Source organism: Kitasatospora sp. NPDC003701 (assembly GCF_053587085.1).
On the sequence record NZ_JBSFNM010000042.1, the window covers coordinates 15406 to 34518 of the forward strand.

Annotated in this window: 19 protein-coding genes; 9 read left to right on the plus strand and 10 right to left on the minus strand. The window is 74.9% G+C overall.

Annotated elements, in window-relative coordinates:
• The first annotated feature begins 217 nt into the window (after window positions 1-217).
• Window positions 218-979, plus strand: coding sequence for a PP2C family protein-serine/threonine phosphatase (locus ACWDRR_RS30430; RefSeq protein ID WP_449775457.1), 762 nt, complete (start codon window positions 218-220; stop codon window positions 977-979).
• Window positions 980-1111: 132 nt separating this feature from the next.
• Here ACWDRR_RS30430 and ACWDRR_RS30435 read toward each other — a convergent pair whose 3' ends face one another.
• Entirely contained in the window at window positions 1112-3607 is a 2496-nt protein-coding gene (locus tag ACWDRR_RS30435) for a collagenase (RefSeq protein WP_449775517.1), read from the minus strand.
• Between the two features lie 350 nt (window positions 3608-3957).
• Window positions 3958-4536 (minus strand): DoxX family protein, encoded by a 579-nt coding sequence (locus ACWDRR_RS30440; protein WP_449775458.1) that lies wholly within the window; start codon window positions 4534-4536, stop codon window positions 3958-3960.
• Between the two features lie 224 nt (window positions 4537-4760).
• Between ACWDRR_RS30440 and ACWDRR_RS30445 the strand changes: the two genes are divergently transcribed.
• Window positions 4761-5357 carry a TIGR03086 family metal-binding protein gene (locus ACWDRR_RS30445; RefSeq protein WP_449775459.1) on the plus strand — a complete coding sequence of 199 codons (597 nt, stop codon included), beginning with the start codon at window positions 4761-4763 and terminating at the stop codon, window positions 5355-5357.
• A 182-nt stretch (window positions 5358-5539) separates the two neighbouring features.
• Window positions 5540-6007 (plus strand): hemerythrin domain-containing protein, encoded by a 468-nt coding sequence (locus tag ACWDRR_RS30450; protein WP_449775460.1) that lies wholly within the window; start codon window positions 5540-5542, stop codon window positions 6005-6007.
• Between the two features lie 123 nt (window positions 6008-6130).
• Here the strand turns inward: ACWDRR_RS30450 and ACWDRR_RS30455 are convergent, their stop codons facing one another.
• The 6 genes from ACWDRR_RS30455 to ACWDRR_RS30480 form a co-directional block, all read right to left on the minus strand.
• Window positions 6131-6919 carry a VOC family protein gene (locus tag ACWDRR_RS30455; protein WP_449775461.1) on the minus strand — a complete coding sequence of 263 codons (789 nt, stop codon included), beginning with the start codon at window positions 6917-6919 and terminating at the stop codon, window positions 6131-6133.
• A 319-nt stretch (window positions 6920-7238) separates the two neighbouring features.
• Window positions 7239-8060 (minus strand): class I SAM-dependent methyltransferase, encoded by an 822-nt coding sequence (locus tag ACWDRR_RS30460; protein WP_449775462.1) that lies wholly within the window; start codon window positions 8058-8060, stop codon window positions 7239-7241.
• A complete protein-coding gene (locus ACWDRR_RS30465) occupies window positions 8057-9127 on the minus strand; it encodes a dipeptide epimerase (RefSeq protein ID WP_449775463.1) in 1071 nt (356 codons plus the stop codon). The genes ACWDRR_RS30460 and ACWDRR_RS30465 overlap by 4 nt, the downstream gene beginning before the upstream one ends.
• Window positions 9124-10248, minus strand: coding sequence for a PLP-dependent cysteine synthase family protein (locus ACWDRR_RS30470; RefSeq protein WP_449775464.1), 1125 nt, complete (start codon window positions 10246-10248; stop codon window positions 9124-9126). Before ACWDRR_RS30470 ends, ACWDRR_RS30465 begins: the two co-directional genes overlap by 4 nt.
• Entirely contained in the window at window positions 10245-11099 is an 855-nt protein-coding gene (locus ACWDRR_RS30475; protein WP_449775465.1) for a Rossmann-like domain-containing protein, read from the minus strand. Before ACWDRR_RS30475 ends, ACWDRR_RS30470 begins: the two co-directional genes overlap by 4 nt.
• Complete coding sequence (locus ACWDRR_RS30480; protein WP_449775466.1) at window positions 11096-12436, minus strand: ATP-grasp domain-containing protein; 1341 nt, start codon at window positions 12434-12436, stop codon at window positions 11096-11098. The genes ACWDRR_RS30475 and ACWDRR_RS30480 overlap by 4 nt, the downstream gene beginning before the upstream one ends.
• A 179-nt stretch (window positions 12437-12615) precedes the next feature.
• On the opposite strand from ACWDRR_RS30480, the gene ACWDRR_RS30485 reads away from it, so the two are divergent.
• From ACWDRR_RS30485 to ACWDRR_RS30500, 4 genes are all read left to right on the plus strand, one after another.
• Window positions 12616-13173 (plus strand): GNAT family N-acetyltransferase, encoded by a 558-nt coding sequence (locus ACWDRR_RS30485; protein WP_449775467.1) that lies wholly within the window; start codon window positions 12616-12618, stop codon window positions 13171-13173.
• Window positions 13174-13389: 216 nt separating this feature from the next.
• Complete coding sequence (locus tag ACWDRR_RS30490; protein WP_449775468.1) at window positions 13390-14055, plus strand: TetR/AcrR family transcriptional regulator; 666 nt, start codon at window positions 13390-13392, stop codon at window positions 14053-14055.
• Window positions 14056-14185: 130 nt separating this feature from the next.
• Window positions 14186-15706 (plus strand): MFS transporter, encoded by a 1521-nt coding sequence (locus ACWDRR_RS30495; protein WP_449775469.1) that lies wholly within the window; start codon window positions 14186-14188, stop codon window positions 15704-15706.
• Window positions 15707-16135: 429 nt separating this feature from the next.
• Window positions 16136-16576, plus strand: coding sequence for a PPOX class F420-dependent oxidoreductase (locus ACWDRR_RS30500; protein ID WP_449775470.1), 441 nt, complete (start codon window positions 16136-16138; stop codon window positions 16574-16576).
• A 404-nt stretch (window positions 16577-16980) separates the two neighbouring features.
• Here ACWDRR_RS30500 and ACWDRR_RS30505 read toward each other — a convergent pair whose 3' ends face one another.
• Window positions 16981-17184, minus strand: a complete 204-nt coding sequence (locus ACWDRR_RS30505; RefSeq protein ID WP_449775471.1) for a hypothetical protein — start codon at window positions 17182-17184, stop codon at window positions 16981-16983.
• The gene (locus tag ACWDRR_RS30510) at window positions 17181-17450 is read right to left on the minus strand and encodes a DUF1876 domain-containing protein (protein WP_387885524.1); all 270 of its coding nucleotides are present in this window, start codon (window positions 17448-17450) and stop codon (window positions 17181-17183) included. The genes ACWDRR_RS30505 and ACWDRR_RS30510 overlap by 4 nt, the downstream gene beginning before the upstream one ends.
• 156 nt (window positions 17451-17606) lie before the next feature.
• Between ACWDRR_RS30510 and ACWDRR_RS30515 the strand changes: the two genes are divergently transcribed.
• Complete coding sequence (locus ACWDRR_RS30515; RefSeq protein WP_449775472.1) at window positions 17607-18506, plus strand: YndJ family protein; 900 nt, start codon at window positions 17607-17609, stop codon at window positions 18504-18506.
• Window positions 18503-19039, plus strand: a complete 537-nt coding sequence (locus tag ACWDRR_RS30520) for a DUF1990 family protein (protein WP_449775473.1) — start codon at window positions 18503-18505, stop codon at window positions 19037-19039. The genes ACWDRR_RS30515 and ACWDRR_RS30520 overlap by 4 nt, the downstream gene beginning before the upstream one ends.
• Window positions 19040-19113: the final 74 nt, after the last annotated feature.

A 19113-nucleotide genomic window follows, 5' to 3' on the forward strand; every position in this document is an offset into this window, starting at 1 on the left:
GTTCACCACACTCCTGCTCGATCCCGGGGCCCGGGATCCGATCGTCAAAGTTTCAACCATCTTAGCACCGGCCGCTCCCCCGGTATTCCCCGCCCGCCCGGCACGCCGCCCACGGCCGCACGGCGGGCGCGCCCACTGGTCGTTGCCGGACCCGCCGAGCGCGACAATGGGAGGAGCAAGCACGGCCGACCCGGAGTCCCGGAAGGACGGCGAGCCGATGGCGGCCTACATCGCGGTGAGCGCGCTGAGCCACGAGGGCCTGGTGCGCGAACACAACGAGGACAGCCTGACGGTCGGGCCGTGGACACTCTGCGCGACCGTGACCGGCAATCCGCAGACCCTGCTCTTCCCGGCCGCGCAGCCGTGCGTGGTCGCGGTGGCGGACGGGCTCGGCGGCCACCCGGGGGGCGAGGTGGCGAGTGCACTGGTGGCCCGGCGGCTGGCCGCCCTCGGGCCGGGCCTGGACGGCGAGGAGGCCGTCCGGGAGGCCCTGCAGTCCTGCAACCGGGCGGTCTACGCCGCGGCGGCCGACGACCCGGAGCTGGCCGCGATGGGCACCACGGTGGCGGGCGTGGTGCTGCTCCCGGAGCAGGTGATCGCCTTCAACGTCGGCGACAGCCGCGTCTACCGGGTGACGGCGGACGGGCTGCGCCGGGTCAGCGTGGACGACAGCCCGCCGCCGGCGCCCGGGCGGCGGACCACCTCGCTGATCACCCAGTCGCTCGGCGGCTCGCTCGGCCTGACCTTCGTCGAACCCCATGTGCGCGCCGTGCCGCCGGCCGTCGGCGACCGGTACCTGGTGTGCAGCGACGGGCTGACCGATCCGGTACCGGAGGAGGAACTGTCCGCACTGCTGGCACGCTCCCACGAGGGCTCGGAACGGGCCGACGGGCGGGCCGTGTTCGAGCTGTGGAAGGCGGCGATCGAGGCGGGCGGGCCGGACAACATCACGGTGGCGCTGGTCCGGATCGGCGGATAGGCCCGGCGGGCCCGCGCAACGGCCGGGTGGACGCGGCGGCCGGCGGACGGCCCCGGCGGCCCGCGGTCGGACGCGGGAGGCCCCGGCGGAGCGCCGCACGCGCTCCGCCGGGGCCTCCGGTCGGTCGGACCGTCAGAACTCGGCCTTGATGTTCGCCCCGCCGAAGCCCTGCTGGGCGTACAGGCTGGCGTACACGTAACCCGCGGGCGGGTTGTCGATGGTGAGCGTCTCCGTGTTGTTGGAGGCGTTCACCGAGCGGGCCGTGTAGGCGTTGGTGTACGCCCAGGACGCGGAGTTGAAGTACAGGTCGGCATTGCCGGTGCCGCCCGTGCTGGTGAGCTTCAGCTGCTTCGTCCCGGCCGGGATGTACAGGTAGAAGTGGGCGTAGTTGCCGGTGGTCGCCGCCACGTTGCTGCGCCGGCAGTTCCGGTCGAGCACCCGGGTGTCGGCGGCCGCGCACTCCGGGAACCGCGCCACGGTGACCGTCTTGCTGGTGCTCGCGGTGGCGCCCTTGTCGTCGGTCACGGTCAGGGTGACGGTGTAGGTGCCGTCCGCGCCGTAGGTCTTGGTCGGGTTGGCGGCGGTGGAGCCGGTGCCGTCACCGAAGTTCCAGGCGCGGGAGGCGATCGTGCCGTCCTTGTCGGTGGAGCGGTCGACGAAGGTGACGGCCAGCTCGCCGATCGCGGTGGTGAAGGCCGCCGTGGGGGCCTGGTTGGTGCCGCCCGGGTCGGTGCCGGTGCCGCAGGCGCCGGTGTTGCAGGCGGTCAGCCAGGCGTCGAAGTCGGCGTTGTAGCGGGTGCCGATGGTGGACGTCAGGTAGCTGCGGGCGCCGTTCCAGTCCCCGGCGCGGTACTTGGCGAGCACCGCGTCCATGTCCGCGCGGTGCTTCTCCAGCATGTAACGGACGGCCAGGTAGCCCCAGTTGTAGACGCGGGTCTGGTCGGCGTTGTCGTAGGTGGTGTCGAAGAGGGTGCTCAGGCTGTAGGTGTGCAGGCCGGCGGCGGCGATCGCCGCGTCGTACGACACCTTGCGGTAGGAGTACGAGATGTACTCGGCGAAGCCCTCGACCCACCAGACCGTCGGCGTGGTCATCCCGGCGTTGAAGTCGCCGAACATGTCGAACCGGCCGTCGAGGTAGTGCGTGTACTCGTGGTTGAGGTTCCAGACCTGGAAGTCCGGACGCACCCACTCGGCCTCGTAGGCGAGGAAGCGCGGCTGGTTGCCGGCCGCGGCCGGGTTGCCCTCCAGGTACATGCCGCCGTTGTTGGTGTTGATGCCGTAGATCATCGCGGCGAACACCCCGTAGTCGAAGCGCCCGTGGAAGACCACGACCTCGATGGTGGTGTTCCGGTCGTCGGCCACCGCGCCGCCGTCCCGGACCACCGCGTGGAAGAACGCGTCCTGGCCGGTCAGGCTGGTGCAGGCGGTGGACAGCTGGGTGGCGTCCAGCGCCTGGGCGATGATCTTGATGCTCGGGCTGCAGGTGTAGTTGACCGTCAGGTTGGCCGCCTTGAGGCGGTTGGCGGCGTCGCAGGTGCCGTAGTACGAGCAGTTGGCGGCGTCGTAGGAGGTGGCCATCTCGGCGACGGCGGCCCACTGGTAGGCGGTGCGGCCGCCGACCGAGGACTGGTCGGCCAGGCCCTTGAGCAGCGGGCGGTCCTTGGCCTGCAGCGGGGCGTACTGGAGGAAGCGGCCCAGCTCGCGGGCGGCGTTGTAGACCAGGAAGCTGTAGTCACCGCCGAGTTGGGCGTTGTTGGCGGAGGCGAAGCTGTACAGCGAGTCCAGCACGCTCGGGTCGGCCTGGACGGCGGTGACGAACTCGGGGCTCTGGTGACCGCGCCACAGCACGGTGAACACGCCGTTGAGCGCGTTCCCCAGGCCGGCCGGGTTGTGGGTGGCGCTGTTGTAGTCGGCCAGCATGCGCTTGACGACGTACAGGTAGCGGGCGTTCTCCTGCGCGCTGTCGATCAGCACGACGGCCTCGCCCAGCGTCCCGGCGTTGTCGGAACTGACGTCACGGGAGTGGGAGTTGCCGAAGAAGGCGTCCAGCCCGCCGCGGATCGCGGTCTGCAGGGTGGTGCCGTAGGTGCCGACGTCGGCGGAGTGGTACCACTGCACGAAGTAGCCGGCGCGCAGGTAGAGCACCAACTGCTGGGTGGACGTGGTGTTGTTGCCCGGGTAGGACGCGGCGGCGTCGCGCAGGGCGTCGGCCACGGTGGCCATCTGGGCCTCGCGGAACGCCTTGTTGGCGTCGGTGCCGGTGAGGTTGAACAGCTGGTTGACGCAGCCGACCTCGGCGGACTTGATCTGCTGGACCAGCGCGCTGCCGGTGCGGCTGGTGAAGTCACCGATGGTGCAGGCCGCGTCCGTTGCGGCCGCCGATGGCTGCCCGGCGGACTTGGCGGACTTGGCCGACCCGGTGGTGTCGGTGGGCGCGGTGGCCGAGAGCGGGGCACGGTCGCTGGCCGGCACCTGCCGGTTCTTGCCGCCGTCCTCGGGGGCGGCGCCGATGCCGGGCTGGGGGGCCGGGCCGGCGGGGGTCGCGGCCGCGGTGCCGCCGGGCTGCGGCGGGGCCGGGACGGGGGCGGCCTGGCCGCGCGGGGTGAACAGGCCGAGCGCCAGGAGCATCGCCAGGGCGATCGTCAGCAACCTCGCCAGTTGCGGAAGTTGCGACAGGGGTCGTGCGGTTCTCACGTGGGGGCCTCCGGGCCTTGGTCGGCCGCGCTTGGGGGATGCGGCCGTAGCGGGAGTGAGGACCGTTGCGACGGCGCCGCAGGGCGGCTCCGTCGTGCACACGGTGGGGAGTGTGACATGTACAATGGCATACATCACATGACGTGTGAAGCCCCCGGGACGCGGGACATCCTCGGCCCGGGACGCCGAACGGCCGTTGCCCCGAGGAATCGACTCCTCGGGGCAACGGCCGTTCGTCCGTTACGAGATGACCGGTCGTGCAGCGCGCGCCCGGCCCGGGCCGGTCACTTGCGCAGCAGCAGGATGACGCCCGCGGTCACCAGGCCGACCGCGACCGCGGCCGCGCCGTACGCCAGGCGGTGCGCGCGCAGGACGGGCAGGAAGCGGTCCACGGCGTAGCGGCCGGGCCCGGTCAGCGCGAGCGCGGCGGCGCCGGCGGTCAGCAGCAGCTCGTACTCGCTGCCCTTGGGCGCGAAGAAGCCGCCGCCCCAGGTGACGGCGAGCGCGTTGACCATGGTGCCGAGGATGGCGGCGGCGGCCAGCGGGGTCAGCAGGCCGACGGCCAGCGCGAGGCCGCCGAAGGTCTCGGTGAGACCGGCGACCACGGCCATGGCGTCGCCGGCCGGATAGCCGCTCATGGTGAAGAACTGACCGGTGCCGTCGAGGCCGCCGCCGCCGAACCAGCCGAAGAGCTTCTGGCTTCCGTGCGCGGCCATGGTGAGGCCGAGGGCGAGGCGCAGCAGGAGCAGGCCGGCGTCGTAGGCGTGCGGCGACGTCGCCGACGGCTCGGGGGCGGCCCGGCCCGGGAGGGCGGTGGCGGTGGCGGTGGTGGGGGCGGTCGTGCTCGGGCTGGTGCTCGGCATGCGCGTCTCCATCAGTCGGGGTCGGTCGAGAGCAGAGGGGGTCACGGACGATTCGGGGCGGAGCAGTCGTTCAAATTCGAACCGGCCGTCGTTCGACCGTACCTGGAAGTTCGAATTTGAACAACCGCCGCGACTGCGGGGAGTGAGGAGGCGTGCACGCGGACCGGTCGGCCGGGGCGTGCCGGCGAGTCGCGGGCCGGGGAGCGCGGGGGCAGGGTGGAGGCATGGCTCACCGAAGCGAACACCGGCGGCCGGCGCGGCCCGGCACGCCCTACGCCGACGCACTGGCCGCGTTCGGCGAGCGCGTCCTGCTGGTCGCGCCCGACCAGTGGGACGCACCCACCCCGTGCACCGACTGGTCGGTGCGGGACGTGGTCAACCACCTCACCGGCGAGCAGCTCTGGGTCCCCGAGCTGCTGATGGGCTCGACCGTCGCGGAGGTCGGCGGGCGCTTCGACGGCGATGTCCTCGGCACCGACCCGGCCGCCGCCTGGACGGCGGCCGCCGAGGCCGCCCGCGCCGCGTTCGAGGTGCCCGGCGCCACCGAGCTGACCGTCCACCTCTCGTTCGGCGACGTCTCCGCGCAGTACTACCTGGACCAGCTCACCACCGACGCCGTCGTGCACACCTGGGACCTCGCCGAGGGGATCGGCCACCGCACCCGGCTGCCGGCCGGACTGGTCGACTTCGCGCTCGGCGAGATGGCGGGCTACGGGGACCTCTCGGGCAGCGGCCTGTTCGACCCGCCGGTGCCGGTGCCGGACGAAGCGGACCCGCAGGCCAGGCTGCTCGCCCTCGCCGGGCGCCGCGACCGCCCCTGAGTCCACCGCGTCCGACGGCGCCGACCACCGGGGACCGGGCCGGGGCTCCGCCCGGGGGCCGCCGCTACCCGGGGTGACCTCGGGTGACCGGGCGGCGATCCGGTCCGACCCGCCGGTCCGGGTGCCCGACGCCGGATACTGGAGGTGTCGGGGGGCACCACCGGACGAGAGGCGGGCGCGCCATGAGCCGCAGGCCTGACATCCTCGGCGAGTTCACCGCCGACCACCGGGCGGCGACGGAGCTGCTCGCCCGGATCGAGGCCGCGCCGGACGGTGCGCCCGAGCGCGGCGAGCTGGTCGGGCAACTGACCGACCTGCTGTTCGCCCACTGCTCCGCCGAGGAGGAACACCTCTTCCCGCTCGTCCAGCACGACGTGCCGGACGGCGGGGCGCTGGTGTTCACGAGCATCCACGACCACCTCGCGATCGGCCAGTACCTCTCCGACCTGCAGGGGGTGAGCCCCGGCGAGCCGGCGTTCGCCACGCTGTACCGGGGGCTCGCGGACACCGTCCGCCGGCATCTGGCGGTGGAGGAGGAGCAGGTCTTCCCGCTCGCCCGCAAGGCGCTGCCCGCCGCCGCCCGGGCCGCGCTCGGCGAGCGGCTGCGGGCCGAACGGGACCGGCAGGAGGTCGCGGAGCAGGGGTCCTAGGGCCGGCGCCGAGGTGGGGCCGACCGGGTCGGGCAGCGGGCCCGGGGCGTGGGGCCCGGGCCCGGGCCCGGGGCGCGGGGCGCGGGGCGTGGGGCGCGGGGCGCGGGGCGTGGGGCCCGGGCCTCAGGCCTTGGGGCTGATCACCGCGAAGCGCCCGCCCTCCGGGTCCTGGAGGCGGGCCACCCGCCCGTACGGCGAGTCGAAGGCCGGCCCGACGGCCGAGCCGCCCAGCTCCTCGGCCCGGGTCAGCGCCGCGTCGGTGTCCGGCACCGAGAAGGAGACCTCCCAGTGCGGTGACAGGCCGGTCGGGCCGCCCGCCTGCTCCCTGGCCAGCGCGGCCACGCTGTGGCCCTCGGCCCGCAGCACCACCCGGTCGTGCTCCCAGCGCACCTCGAAGCGCTCCGGGTCGCGGCCGTCCCAGCGGAACACCTCGCCGTAGAAGAGCGCGGCCGCGAACGGGTCCGGGGTGCGCAGCTCGATCCAGACCGGCGCGCCCGGCAGGTCCAGGCGCCGGGCCCGGCCCAGCGGGCCCTCCCAGATCCCGAACACCGCGCCCGCCGGGTCCGCGGCGAACGCCACCCGGCCGGCGTCGAAGGCCAGCGGGCCCACCGCCAGGGTCGCGCCGCGCTCGCGGACGGCGTCCGCGGCGGCATCGGCGCTCTCCGTCCCGAAGTAGCTGGTCCACGCCACGGGCATCTGCCAGCCGCTGCCGCCGACGCCCAGCCCGGCCACCGCCTCGCCGCCGGCCACCGCGTGCACGTACGGGCCGAAACGGTCCGGTCCGGGCTCGAACTCCCAGCCCAGCAACGGCCCGTAGAACGCCTTCGCCGCGTCGAGATCGCGCGCCATCAGGCTCACCCAGCACGGAACGGCCGCCACGCAGCGCACCCTGGCGGTCTCACCGCTGCCCATCGCGCACCTCCTCGCCGCCCGTCCGCCGGGCCCCTCCCGACGCCCACGGCCAACCGGCCGCCCGGGCGACTTCAGCCTAGGCCGACATGCCGACCCGGGCGCGGCACGGCGCGCAGGGGGCAGCGCTCGCGGTGCCCCGCGGGCGCGCGGGCGGGGCCGGGCGCGGCCGGGGCGGGGGCGGCGTGGCCCGGCGGGGGCCCTCCGTGTGCGGGCCCGGGTGTCCGGCCGGGTGCCGCGTCGACCGCGCCCGGGCCCGTGGAGTCGGCACGTCGACCCGAGTGGTGCGCGTGTCACCGGCGGGCGGCGGGCGGTCGGCCGGTCACCTTCCCCTCCCCGCGCGGGAGTCGGTCCGGGGCGGGCCTTCGAGGCGGGCGACCAGGTGGAGGCGGTCCTCGGCGGCGGTGTCGGCGGGCCGGTCGCCTTCGGTCCAGGGCGGTTCGGTGCGCGGGCCGGGCCGGTCGTAGAGGTCGAGGACGGTGAAGCCGTGGGCGGCGAGCAGGTGGCGCAGCTCCTGCGGGAAGAGCAGCCGCCAGGCGGAGTGCTGCTCGACCGGCGGGGAACCGTCGTCGCCGGTCCAGGTCCGGGTGCGGCGCAGGAGTTGGGCGGCGTGGTCGATCCGGAGCACGGTGTGCGAGGTGCGGGTGACGCCGTCATGGGTGACGCTGTCGGTGCGCGGGGCGTCGAGGAGTTCGGTGCGGCCGAGGAAGAAGGCGCCGTTGCGCATCTCGGCGACCAGCAGGCCGCCCGGGCGCAGCCGGCGCCGGAGCCTGCCGAACAGCGCGTCGAGGTCCTCGTTGGTGTGGCAGTAGAGGAGTGCGCTGTCCAGGCAGAGGACGGCGTCGAACCGGCCGGGGAGGTGGAAGGTCCGCATGTCGCCGACGCGGTAGTCGGGCCCGGGGTGGTGGACGCGGGCGTACCGGATCATCGCCTCCGAGACGTCGAGGCCGGTCACCGTGCGCCCGGCGGCGCGGTGCAGCCAGCCGGCGTCCCGGCCGGTGCCGCAGCCGAGGTCGAGCACGTCGGGCCCGGCGCGGTACCCGCGGAGCACCGATTCGGCCCACCGGGCGGCGATGAACCCCGGGTCGGGGAAGCGGAGTTCGTAGAGTTCCGGGGTGTCGGTGAGCAGATTGTGACCGGTCATCGGGCCTCACCGGGGAGTGGGCGGGCGGCGGGGGCGGGGAGGACGCCGAGTCCGGCCCGGTCCGGGGTGCGGACGGTGCCGTCGGCGCCGCCGATGCCCTGCCAGGGGTCGTGGGCGAGCAGCAGGTGCCCGTCCAGGTCGATCCAGCGGGCCCGGTCGGCGAGGTGGACGGCCGGGGCGATGCCGAGCGAGCTGGCGACGAGGCAGCCGAGCATCAGCTCGGTGCCGCTGCCCCGGAGCGCCGCTCGGATGCGCAGCACCTGGTGGACGCCGCCGCACTTGGCGAGCTTCAGGTTGACGCCGTGGACGCGCCCGGCGAGCCGGCAGGCGTCCTCGTAGCCGACGGCGTCCTCGTCGGCGATCACCGGGATCGGCGAGCGTTCGGCGACGGCGGCGAGCGCGTCCGGGTCGCCGGGGGCGATCGGCTGCTCGACGGCCTCGACACCGGCGGCGGCGAAGGCCGGGAGGAGCCGGTGGGCCAGTTCCCCGGTCCAGGCGCCGTTGGGGTCGAGCAGCAGCCGGGCACCGGGGGCGGCCTCGCGAACGGCGTGGACCCGGGCGAGGTCGTCCGCCGGGTCGACGGAGCCGGCCTTGACCTTGAGCACGGTGAATCCGGCGGCGGCGAGCCGGGCGGCCTGTCCGGCGGCCCGGGCGGGCGGCTCGATGCCGATGGTGCGGGCGGTGGCGGCGGCCACCGGCGCCGGCCGGCCGAGCAGCCGGTGGACGGGCTCGCCGGCCCGCTTGCCGGCCAGGTCGAGCAGGGCGGCCTCGACGGCGGCCAGCACCCCGGCCGACAGCTCCTTGAACGGGGCCGTGCCGGAACGGAGTTCGGCGAGCGCCTGGTCGGGATCCGGGAGGCGCTCCAGGGTCGGGCGCAGCTCGCCGAGTTCACGCCGGATGAGCGCGGCGGGCAGCCGCAGGTAGCCGCTGGCGACGGCCTCGCCGTGGCCGGTGAGGCCGTCGTGGCCCACGGTGAGCCGGACGGCGTCGCGCTCGACCGTCACCGAGCGGGAGATCCGCAGCGGCTCGGCGAGCCGGAGCCGCACGGTGCGGACATCGAGCCTCATCGGCCCTCCTCGGAGCGGTCGGCGGCGCCGTCCCGGACAGCGGTAGCGGCGGCGGGGCCGACCGGGCCGGACCGCCCCGTGCGGCAGCGTGCCCAGCCGGTGACCTCGACGGCGGCCGGGTGCGGGATCTCGACCGGGCGCGGCGCGGCGCGCTCCGGCTCCAGCCCGTGCCGGCGGCAGAAGGCGTCGTCGTAGACGGTGCCCAGGTAGCGGTGCGGGCCGTCGGGGAAGACGGTGGCGACGGCGGCGCCCGGCTGCTCGCGGGCGGCCCAGGCGGCGACCAGGGCGACGGCGCCGGTGCTCCAGCCGCCGCTGACGAAGGCGCCGCGGGCCAGCCGCCGGCAGGCGTCCACCGCCTCGGCCGGGCCGACCCAGTGGACTTCGTCGAAGGCCTGGTGGGCGACGTTGCGCGGGTGGATCGAGCTGCCGAGCCCGCGCATCAGCCGGGGTCGGGCGGGCTGGCCGAAGATGGTCGAGCCGACGGAGTCGACGCCGATGATCCGCAGGGCCGGCCAGCGGCGGCGGAGCGGTTCGGCGAGCCCGGCGCTGTGGCCGCCGGTGCCGACACTGCACACCAGCACGTCCAGGTGGTCGAGTTCGGCGGTGATCTCCTGCGCCATCGCCCGGTAGCCGGCCGCGTTGTCGGGGTTGTTGTACTGGTCCGGCCAGTAGGCGCCCGGGAGTTGGGCGAGCAGGGCGCGCAGCCGGGCCAGCCGGGCGGCCTGCCAGCCGCCGTGCCGGGCCGGTCGGTCGACGAGCTCCAGCCGGGTGCCGTAGGAGCGCAGCAACCGGCGCATGGACGGTTCGAGTTCGGCGTCGCCGACCAGTACGACGGGGTGGCCGAGGGCCTGTCCGGCGAAGGCGAGGCCGATGCCGAGGGTGCCCGAGGTGGACTCCACCACCGTGGCCCCGGGCCGGAGTTCACCGCGCTCGTGGGCGCCGTGGAGCATGGCGACGGCGGAGCGCGCCTTCATCCCGCCGGCGCCGAGGCCCTCCAGCTTGGCCCAGAAGCCGGGGTGCGGGTGGGGCAGCGGGGTGCCGATCCGGGCGAGCGGGGTGCGGCCGAGCAGGGGCAGCAGGTCGGGGTTGCCGAGGGCGGCGGAGGTGAGCAGCGCGGTCACCGGGCGCCACCACCCGGCCGGGCGGCCGGCCGGTGCCCTCCGTACAGGTGGAGCAGGCTGGGGCCGCCGTCGAGCCAGAAGAAGGGGTAGGGCTCGGCGCTGACGGCACTCACGCCGTCGCCGAGCAGCCGGGGCAGGACGGCACTGCCGGTCTGGGCGAAGAGCACCAGCGGTTTTCCGGTGGCGCGGGCGTGGGCGAGCAGCGGGTCGAGCGTGCCGTTGCCGAGGGTCATGCCGGAGGCGAGGATCGCGTCGCAGTCGTCGAGCCGGGCCAGGGCGTCGGGGTGGACGGGCTCGCCCCACTCGGTGGTACCGCCCTTGAGGTCGCACGCCAGGTACGGAAGGCCGCGTGAACGGAGCTGCTCCAGGAGGGAGTTGACCACGCCGACGACCAGCACCCGGCGCACCGGGCCGGCCGGCAGCAGCCCGACGACGGCGCGCGCCCGGGCCCGGGACTTCTCCAGTGAGCCGCCGGCCGGGACGGTGACCGGGCGGGCGCCGTGGGCCGGCGAGTGCGGGCGGGAGTGCATCAGGTAGGCGTCGAGCGCGGCGACCCGGACCGGCACGAGCGGGTGGTCGAACAGCTCGGCCACCCGGGCGCCGACGCAGTCGGTGAGCGTGTCGGCGGGCAGCTCGCCCGGTTCGACGGCGCAGGAGCCGACGGCCGCGCCGAGGCGCAGTCCGAGCACCTCGTTGCGGTAGCCGCGGGCGCGTCCGGCGTGCCGCACGGCCTGGGCGGTGGTGAAGGCGAGGGCGATCCGCTGCCCGGCCGGGTCGGGCCCGTACGCTCCGGCGCGGGCCTGCCCGGCGATCCGGTCCAGCGCCGTGCCGGGGAGGGTGGCGCCGGTCATGCGGACACCGCCGCGGGCTCGGGCGTCGGAGCGGGCGCGGCAGGCGCGGGCGTCGGGGCGGGCGGCGTGGCCGGGCCGCCGGCGGCGTAGCGGGGGGTCAGCCCGGCGAGCAGCCGCTCGGCCTCCCAGCGGGCGCCGGCGCCGGTGGTGTCGGTGGTCATCACATGGCCGAGGTACTCGTTGTTGCTGGTGGCGGGCCGGACGTCACGACCGGGCCCGGCGAGGGTCAGCTCGACCACGGCGGGGTCGCGCCGGACGGCCGGCTCGCCGTCGAAGCCGTCCAGCAGACCGGCCTGCTCCTCCCCCGGCACCAGGAAGGCGATCGCGGCGCTGGTGACGCCGGTGGGGCGGACGGTCACGTCCGGGCGGCGGCCGAGGGCGACGTCCACGCAGGCGGCGGCGAGGTCGACGCCGGTGACCCGTCGGACCAGCTCGGTGATCCGGTTGCCGGCCGGGCGCGGGTTGACCTCCACCACCCGGGGACCGGCCGGGGTCAGCTTGATCTCGGTGTGCGCGACGACCTGGTCCAGGCCGAGCGCGGCCAGCGCGGCGACGGCGGTGTCGGCGGCGGCCGCCGCGTCGGCGGGGTCGAGCGCGGCGGGGAACATGTGGCCGGTCTCGACGAAGGCGGGCGCGCCGCCGACACTCTTGTCGGTGACCCCGACGACATGGACTCCGCCGTCGGCGCAAACGGTCTCGACACTGACCTCGGGACCGATCAGCAGCTCCTCCAGCAGGACGACGGGGGCCCGGCGCTGACCGCGCGCGTTGACCGGGAACTCCTCCAGGGCCCGGAGCGCGGCGGCGAGTTCACGCTCGTCGTGGACCGCGCGGACGAACATCCCGGCGCAGAGGTCCACCGGTTTCACCACCAGCGGGAAGCCGAGCACCAGGGCGGCGGCCGACGCCTGCTCGCGGTCGGCGCAGAGCGCGTACGCGGGCCCGGGGACACCGGCCTCGGCGAGCACGCGGCGGGTGAGGTCCTTGCGGCAGGCGGCGGTGACGGCCTCCGGCGCCGGCCCGGGCAGCCCGAGCCGGCGGGCGACCCGGGCGACCAGCGGCAGGTAGTAGTCGCAGGAGGAGACCACTCCGTCGAAGCCGAGCACGCCGTGCAGCCGCTCGGCGTACGGGAGCAGGGCGGCCGGATCGTTGGTGTCGGCGGTGAGCACGTTCGCCGCGGCGAGCAGCGGGTGCGGGCCGTCGGCGGGCGCCGCCCGCAGGTAGTGGTGCAGGTCGCGGGTGAGGAAGGTGAAGCGGTGGCCGCCCTCCCCCAGGGCCCTGGGCAGCAGCCTGCTCATGGAGCCGACCCAGCTTTCGATCACCAGCAGATGCGCCACGGATGTCCCTCTCGACGACGCGCACGGCAAGCCGGTCCGACGTGCCGAGGGAGAAGGTAACGGCATTCGTTTTCATTTTCAACACGCGGGCACCGGCTTTCCGGCGGAGCGTCAGATGAAACTCGTTTTCATGTAAGGTGACGGACACCCACCCCCGCTCCGACCAGTGGAGTTGTCTGATGGATCGTCAGGACGCCTATGGGATCAGGCATGCCCGGCCCGAGGACGCACCGGGCGCCCGCCGGCTGATCCTGGACACCTTCTACCGCGAGTTCGGCTACGGCTACGTCCCCGCGTGGCACGCCGACGTGGTCGACCTCCAGGGGCACTACCTCGACCACCCCCGGCACGCCCTGCTGGTCGCCGTCCGCCACGGCGAGGTGGTCGCCACCACCGCGCTGCACTCCAGCGGACCCGCCCACCCGCCGCACCCGCGTGAGCTCGTCGAGCGCTACCCCGGCGGGACCACCGCCCAACTGGTCCGGGTCTACGTCCGGGCCGAGCACCGCCGGCACGGGCTGGCCCGCGAGCTGGTGCGCCGGGCCTGCGAGTTCGCCGCGAACGAGGGCGGCTACCGGCGGCTCTACCTGCACACCAACGCGGCGGTCCCGGGCGCCGAGGCGTTCTGGCGCAGCCTCGCCGAGGAGGTCTACGACGCCCGCCCGAGCGGCGAGCACGGGCCCGGCGTGGCCACCGTCCACTTCGAGATCCCGCTGCGCCGCCCGGCGACGGTCTGACGGCGGGCGGGTGAGGGTCAGGCACGCGTGGCCGGGCGCGTGGGGGCGGGCGCGTGAGGGTCAGGCACGTGGGAGCGGGCGCGTCACGAAGGGTTGCGCGCAGTGATGTGACGCAGGTCACCTCAAGGGGGGAATTTCCGGGGAGGATTTCCCCGTTTGGTCCTTCGTAGGCCGAAGCGGGGAAAGTTTCCCCGCTACCCTGGGAGGAGCAAAGCAGTGAGCAGCACCGCCGCCGCACCTGCCCGCAGCACGGAGCCCGTCCGGACGCCGAAGCTGCGCGCGGACGCGACTCGTAACCGTGAGCGGATCCTCCTGGCGGCGCGGGACGCCTTCGTCGAGCTCGGCGCGGACGCGCCGCTCGACGAGATCGCCAAGCGGGCCGGCGTCGGCAACGCCACGCTGTACCGGAACTTCCCGGACCGCGCGGCGCTGATCCGCGAGGTGGCGCTGCTCATCAAGGGCCGTATCCTGGCCATCGCCGAATCGGCGACGGCGGAGGGTTCCGGCCCGTTCGACGCCCTCCAGCGGTTCGCGCACGCCACGGTCGAGGAGAAGATCGGCGCACTCTGCCCGATCCTCACCAGCCACGTCGACCCCTTCGATCCGGACCTGGTGGACGCCCGTGAGCGGCTGGTCGCCGCTGTCGGCGGCCTCATGGCGCGTGCCAAGGAGACCGGCGAGCTGCGGGCGGACGCCGACCACGGTGACCTGTTCATCGCGATGAGCCAGCTCACCCGCCCCCTGCCGGGCACCTCCTGCCGGCTGCTGGACGAGTTCGTCCACCGCCACCTGCAGCTGTTCCTGGACGGCCTGCGGGCGCCCGCCCGCTCGACCCTGCCCGGCCGGGCCGCGACCTTCGAGGACTTCCACCCCGACCACTGACCTGCAGCCCCAGCGCTGACCGACGGCCCCGCCGGTCCACGGCCGCACCGCGGCCGCGACCGACCGTGCCCGCTCGCACCACCGACTTCCTCCTGATCCGTAAGCACCGCACCCCGAAGTGAGTACCCCCATGCCAAAAACCGACGCCCTGCCGGCCACCCAGCCCGATCCGCGGCGCTGGAAGGCCCTGATATTCATCGGCCTCGCCCAGCTGATGGTCGTCCTCGACGCCACCATCGTGAACATCGCCCTGCCCTCGGCCCAGAAGGACCTCGGCATCACCGACGGCAACCGCCAGTGGGTGATCACCGCCTACGCGCTGGCCTTCGGCGGCCTGCTGCTGTTCGGCGGCCGGATCGCCGACCTGTGGGGCCGCAAGCGGACCTTCGTGGTCGGCCTCACCGGCTTCGCCCTCGCCTCCGCGCTGGGCGGCGCGGCCGCCAACACCGCCATGCTGCTCGGTGCCCGCGCCCTGCAGGGCGTCTTCGGCGCACTGCTCGCGCCCGCCGCGCTCTCGCTGCTGGCCGTGATGTTCACCGAGGCCAAGGAGCGCGCCAAGGCGTTCGGCATCTACGGCGCCATCGCCGGTGGTGGCGGCGCGATCGGCCTGATCCTCGGCGGTCTGCTGACCGAGTACATGAACTGGCGCTGGACCTTCTTCGTCAACATCCCGTTCGCCGTGGTCGCCGCCGTCGGTGCCGTCATGGTGATCCGGGAGCCCGCCCAGGGCCGCAACCGCAACCGCCTGGACATCCCCGGCGTGCTGCTGGTCACCACCGGCCTGGTCGCCCTGGTCTACGCCTTCACCCGCGCCGAGTCGGACGGCTGGACCTCCGGCATCACGCTGGGCCTGTTCGTCGCCGCCGCCGTGCTGCTGGCCGCGTTCGCCGTGGTCGAGATGAAGGTCAAGGCCCCGCTGCTGCCGCTGCGGGTCGTCCTGGACCGCAACCGCGGCGGGGTGTACCTGTCGCTGGGCCTGGCCGTGATCGGCATGTTCGGTCTCTTCCTGTTCCTGACCTACTACCTGCAGATCGTGCTCGGCTACAGCCCGGTCCTGACCGGCGTCGCCTTCCTGCCGATGGTGGCGGGCATGATCACCGGCTCGACCCAGATCGGCGCCCGGCTGATGACCCGCGTGCCGGCGCGCTACCTGATGGCGCCCGGCTTCCTGGTCGCCTCGGTCGGCATGCTGATCCTGACCCAGATCGGCCTGGACACCTCGTACCCGGCGCTGATCCTGCCCGGTCTGATCCTGATGGGCCTCGGCATGGGCACCGCGTTCATGCCCGCGATGAGCCTGGCCACGCACGGTGTCGAGCCGCGCGACGCGGGTGTGGCGTCCGCGATGGTCAACACCTCGCAGCAGGTCGGCGGCGCCATCGGCACCGCGCTGCTGAACACCATCGCGGCCAGCGCCACGGCGACCTGGCTGGCCTCCCACGCGGCCGCCGCCACCAGCCCGGCCGCCGCCCAGGCGGCGCAGTTCCAGGGCATGGTGCACGGCTTCTCGACCGCGATCTGGTGGTCCTTCGGCATCCTGGTCGCGGCCGCCGCGATCGCCTTCGCCCTGATCAACGCCGGTCGCCCCGACCAGGCGGCGGCGGGCTCGGGTGCGGCGGAGAACAACGAGGTGCCGGTGCTGGTGCACTGACCCCGCGGGGTACACACAAGGGTGCGTAGCGGCCCGTCCGGTGTTTCGACACCGGGCGGGCCGCTCGCCGTTGCGGGGGCGTCCGCCGCACGGGGAGTTCCCCGGGGTGCACGCCCCGCTCGCGCCGGCCGTACCACGCCGGCTCACCGCACTCGGGCGGCCCCGCCCCCTCGAACTACCGGCCCCGGTGGACGAGAATGAGGTGGCCCACCCGGCCGGTGCGCCCACCCGCGCCCGTACGGCGCTCCCCCGTGGACTGCACGGCGAGGGTGCCGCGATCCCCCGGCCCACCGCCGAGGGGTACGCAGGAGATCACCGGCGGCCACCGTCACCGAGGCCGGCCGCCGGGGCACCACGCGCACCGACCCGCGACCCGCCGCCCACGGCGGCTGCGGACCGCGAGACCCCGCCCCGGACAGGGAGGACATCGTGCACGACCGTACCGACCAGCTCGCCGACACCAGATACCTCCTGCTCACCACCTTCGACGAGGACGGCGGCCAGCTGCGCTCGGCGACCTGGGTGGTGGCCGACGGCACGGCACTCGGCATCTGGACGCCCGCCCACTCCGGCGAGGCGGAACGCATCCGCCGCCACCCCAAGGTGCTGGTGGGCCCCTGTGACGCGCACGGGCGACCGACCGGCCGCCAGCTCCCCGCCCGCGCGGCGGTCTGCGACGAGGACGCCACGGCGGGCTACCGCACCGCGCTGATCAACAAGTACGGCATGACGGCGCTGATCGCCCTGGCCCGCAGCCGGTTCCGGCTGGGCCTGTCCGGGACGGTCGGCATCCGGATCACGCTCAACCGGGTGGAGCCGCGGCTCATCGGGCCGGAGTGGCGGCTGCCGACGACCTACTGCCCGAACTGACCGGGCGGGCCGGGCGGCCGGGTGCGCGCGAGCGGGTCGGGCCGGGCGGGCGGGCGCGCGAACCGGCCGGGCGGGTCGGGCAAACCGGCCGCCGCCCCTCGCCCGGGCACGGCGGCGGTGCCGGGGGCCGGTCGTGCGACCGGGCCCCGGCACCGTTTCCGTCTCTGCTCGTGGCACTTTGCAAAGGAACTTTGCAAAGTGCCACGTCACCAGTCACCCGAGGCGCCGGGGGTGGCTCCCGGCACCCGTTCCGGCCCTTACCCCGCGGCTTTGCAAAGTCACTTTGCAAAGCCGCGGCACCGCCCGTCCAGGCGCGGGGCCGTTCCCCGGCACCGATTCCGCTCCCGCAGCACTTTGCAAAGGGACTTTGCAAAGAGCCGCGCCCACCGCCCGCCCGGGTGCGGTCAGATCCCGTCGTCCGGGGCCTTGGCGAGGTCGCCCGGCTCGCAGGCCTCGCGGCCGGTCCCGACGTGCACCACGCGCACCGCCCGATCGGGGCCGCCGGGGACGACCTGCTGCTCGCGCCCGCACCGCGGGCAGATCAGCGGGATGCGCGCCCTCCGGGGCTCCTCGGCGGCGGGCCCGGCACCGACGCCCGGCGCCGTCACGACAGCGGGTGGGTCGGGATCGGGCTGACCTGCTGGATCTCACCGTGGGCCTTGGTGAGGAGCTGCGAGGCGAGGTCGTTGAGCGCCCGGGCCGCGGCGACCTCCTCGCCGACCCGCAGCTGCTCCGGGTCCGACGGGTGGCGGCTGGTGTAGCCGTGGGCGCGGAGTTCCGTTCCGTCGCCGAGTCTCAGCAGAGCGGCGGCGGCCGTCCGCGGCCCCTCCTCGCGGAACTCCATCTCGATGTGCCAACCGACGAGTGTCTGCATGGCCGATCACCTCCATAGGTTCCTTCTCCAGAGTGCGCCGCCCCCGGCACGAACACCAGAGGAGGCGGCCCAGGGCCAACTTGAACACGTTCAATCGCGCGGCGTACAGTCACTGGCGCAAGGTTTGAACGCGTTCAAGGAAGGGGTGCGGCCACCATGGGCAGAGGCACCACGGAGCTGGTCGACCTGCTGGTCCTGCTCGGCATGGGCGCCGTGATCCCGCTCGGCCTGACCCTGATCGACGAACCGGGGCTGGCCCGCGTCCGCCGGCTCTGGCCACTGGCCGCCGTCCCCGGCGCCCTCTCGCTCTGGCTGCCGCGCGGCGGCCTCGCCACCGGCTGCGCCGCACTCTACGCGCTCGGTACCCTCGCCCTGGCCGCCCACGCCCCGGTGCGGCTCGCCCGCACCCGCTCGCTCGCGCCGCGCGAGATCGCCGTGCTCACCGCGCTCGGCACCCCCTCGGTGGCCGGGCTCGCGCTGGTCGCGGAGCGCTCGGGCCACGAACTCCTCGGCTTCGACCTCGACATCCTGGCGCTGACCGTGCCGCACTTCCACTACGCCGGATTCACCGCCGCCCTGGTCGCCGGGCTGGTCTGCCGGGCCGCGCCGGCGAGCCGCGCCGCCCGCTGGGCCGCGCTCAGCGTGCCGCTCGGCACCCTGCTGGTCCTGGCCGGCTACTTCGTCGACGACTGGGCCGAACTCGCCGGAGCCGTCGTGCTCACCACCGGCATGTGGCTGGTCGGCCTGATCACCTGGCGCGACCTGCGCACCCGCACCGCCGACCGGCCGGCCGCCGCGCTGCTCGGGACCGCCTCCACCGTGCTCGCCGCCACCATGCTGCTCGCCCTCTGGTGGGCGCTGGGCGAGGCGTCCGGCATCCCGCACCCCACGCTCACCTGGATGGCCGCCACCCACGGCGTCGGCAACGCGCTCGGCTTCGCGCTCTGCTCCCTGCTCGCCTGGCGCCGCCTCGCCCCGGCTCCGACCCCGAAGCCGACCCCGAAGCCGACTCCGCACCAGCACCAGCACCAGCACCTTGAGGAAGCCCTCCGATGAACCACCCCCGCGTCACCGACCTCAACTACCCCGAGGCCGGCGCCAGCACCACCCCCGACCGCCCGCTGCCCACCGGCTACAACCACCTCCGCCACCGCGCCCTGATCGGTCACGGCCGCGCCGCCCTGGACGCCGCCGGAGCCGCCGTGCTCGACTGGCGGATGCACCGCGCCGCCGGCGTCCACATCACCGCCGAGGCGCCCCGGGCCACCCCCGGCACCGCCGTCACCTGCGCGATCGGCCTCGGTCCGGTGCGCGCCGCCGCCCCCTGCCGGGTGATCTGGAGCGTGGACGGCCCCGATCGCCACGGCTTCGCGTACGGCACCCGGCACGGGCACCTCGCGGTCGGCGAGGAGACCTTCCTGGTCGAGATGGGGCCGGACAAGGCCGTCTGGTTCACCGTCAACGCCTTCAGCCGCCCGGACCGCTGGTTCGCCCACCTGGCCGGACCGCTCCTCCCACTGGGCCAGCGGCTCTTCGCCCGCCGCTGCGCCCGCGCCCTGACCCGGATCGCCGCGGCGGCGGGCTCCTGAGGCGGACGCCCGCTCCGGCCCGGGCTCGCGCCGAGCGGCGGAAAACGGCAGGCCGCCCGGACCGCCGGTGCGAC